This window comes from Cyanobacteria bacterium QS_8_64_29, assembly GCA_003022125.1.
GTDB lineage: Bacteria > Cyanobacteriota > Cyanobacteriia > Cyanobacteriales > Rubidibacteraceae > QS-8-64-29.
This window is the reverse complement of record PXQH01000022.1, coordinates 55777-57946: the sequence shown is the minus strand read 5'-3', so window position 1 is coordinate 57946 and position 2170 is coordinate 55777. Positions and strand designations below refer to the sequence as shown.

Genomic DNA, 2170 nt, shown 5'->3' with positions numbered 1-2170 from the left:
CGAAGATGATGCCGGTGAGCGCGGCTCGGTCGGAGATCCGGGGGCGACCGCCCCGATGCTTGGGCGGTTCGGGCGGCAGTAGCGGTTCGATTTCGGCCCAGAGTTTGTCGGAAGCGGCTTGGCCATGGTGCGGACCAGAGCTCTCCCTCCCCATCCCTACCAGTGTTGTTAGGCGCTCTTAGCGCCGCCGCGCTGCATTGGCGCATCGGGTGCCAGTTCGTAAACTATAAGGCAAACGGCCGGTGGCAGCGCTGACCGATAGGCAAGAGTGAGGAGCCGGATGGCACCCGCGAGTCAAGACTTACCCGTGCCCCCCTTTTTTGATGCCAGCACTGTGGGTCAAGTCTGGCGCGTTCCCTACCAAGCGCGCGCTGCTTACGCCCAAGAATGGGCGGCAACCCACAACATTCCACCGGCGGCTCAGGATGGGGCGCGCATAGGACTGCTGTTGGTTGACGTGCAGAATACGTTCTGCCTGCCCGATTTTGAGCTGTTCGCCGCCGGCCGCTCGGGGCAGGGCGCTATTGAGGACAACGTCCGGCTCTGCGAGTTCATCTACCGCAACTTGCCCCAAATCTCCCACATCATCCCCACCATGGATACGCACACGGCCGTGCAAATCTTCCACCCAGTGTTCTGGATGGATAATCGCGGCCAGCACCCGGCGCCCCACACGGTCCTCCAACCCGCCGACCTCGCCAGCGGTACCTGGCAGGTCAACCCGGCCGTGTCAGATTGCTTTCCCGACTGGGATCGCAGCGAGCTGCAGCAATACGCGCGCCACTACCTCGAGCAGCTCAATCGGGATAACAAGCATCCGCTGACTGTGTGGCCCTACCACGCGCTAGTGGGCAGCATCAGCCACGCGCTGGTCTCGGCCGTGGAAGAAGCCGTTTATTTCCACAGCCTGGCCCGCGGCACGCAGGCCCAATACGAGCTTAAAGGCCAAAACCCGCTCACCGAGCACTACTCGGTGCTGCGTCCGGAAGTGCTGCAGGACCACCACGGCAATCCCATCGCGCAGGAGAATCGGACGCTCATCGAGCAGTTGCTGGCTTGGGATGCCGTTATTATTGCCGGCCAGGCCAAAAGCCACTGCGTTGCTTGGACGGTGGAAGACTTGCTGCGCGAGATCCAGCGCCGGGACCCCAACCTCGCGCGCAAGTTCTACTTGCTGGAAGACTGCACCTCGCCGGTGGTCGTCCCGGATGCAGTGGACTTTAGCGATTATGCCGATGCCGAGTTCGAGCGCTTTGCCCGGGCCGGCATGCACGTGGTAAGCGCCAGCGACCCGCTGCAAGCGTGGCCGGAGTTCCCCCTGGCGCCAGCGGGCTAGGGGATGCGGATCTGAGCCGGATCGAAATCCGGTTGCGGGTAGTGCAGATCGAGCGATTCCAGCGCATCGACCAAGATTTGTGCCACCGCCAAGTTGCGGTACCAGCGGCGTTCGGCCGGAATGACGTACCAGGGCGCATGCTCGGTGGAGCAGCGCGCCAGCATGGCTTCAAACGCGGCCTGGTAAGCATCCCAGCGCGCCCGCGCCTGCAGGTCGCTGGGATCGAGCTTCCACCGCTTGTCCGGCCGCTCGAGCCGCCGTTGTAGGCGCTTTTGTTGGTATTCCGGGGAAATGTGGAGGAAAAACTTCAGCACCTGCGTTCCTTCATCGCGCAACAAGCGCTCGAAGGCATTGATGTGGGCGTAGCGCGCTTGCCACTGCGGTTCCGGAACCAGCTGCTCGACGCGCGCCACCAATATGTCCTGGTAGTGCGAGCGGCTGAATGCCGCCATGTGCCCCTTGGGGGGAACGTGCTGGTGGACGCGCCAGAGGAAGTCGTGCTGTCGTTCGATGGGGGTAGGGGCCTTAAAGCTGACCGCTTGCATCCCTTGCGGGTTGATGCCGCGAAAAACGCTGGTGATCGTGCTGTCCTTGCCACCCGCGTCGATCGCTTCAAAGATGGCGAGCACGGCGTAGCGGCCCTGGGCGTAGAGGATTTCTTGTAACTGGGCCAGGCGCTTGCGGAGCTGCTTGAACCGGGCCTTGCCGTCCGCTTTGGAGTAGCCCCCATCCGCCTTAGTGGGGATTTGGGCCAGCTCAACCTGACTGTCGGGCGCGATCGCCAAGGGTGAGTGCATGGGACGGCTACCTGGGCAAGCAGGACTCGGGAACCTC

3 protein-coding genes are annotated in these 2170 nt (G+C 63.1%); 1 reads left to right on the top strand and 2 read right to left on the bottom strand.

The window, feature by feature from the left end; translation table 11 throughout:
- The coding region (locus BRC58_04520) for a hypothetical protein (protein ID PSP18181.1) at positions 1-154 on the bottom strand (154 nt) is incomplete at its 3' end.
- Between the two features lie 126 nt (positions 155-280).
- On the opposite strand from BRC58_04520, the gene BRC58_04515 reads away from it, so the two are divergent.
- The gene (locus tag BRC58_04515; GenBank protein ID PSP18175.1) at positions 281-1336 is read left to right on the top strand and encodes an isochorismatase; all 1056 of its coding nucleotides are present in this window, start codon (positions 281-283) and stop codon (positions 1334-1336) included.
- Here BRC58_04515 and BRC58_04510 read toward each other — a convergent pair.
- On the bottom strand, positions 1333-2133 hold the full coding sequence (locus BRC58_04510) for a polyphosphate kinase (protein PSP18174.1): 801 nt from the start codon (positions 2131-2133) through the stop codon (positions 1333-1335). The genes BRC58_04515 and BRC58_04510 overlap by 4 nt on opposite strands.
- Positions 2134-2170: the final 37 nt, after the last annotated feature.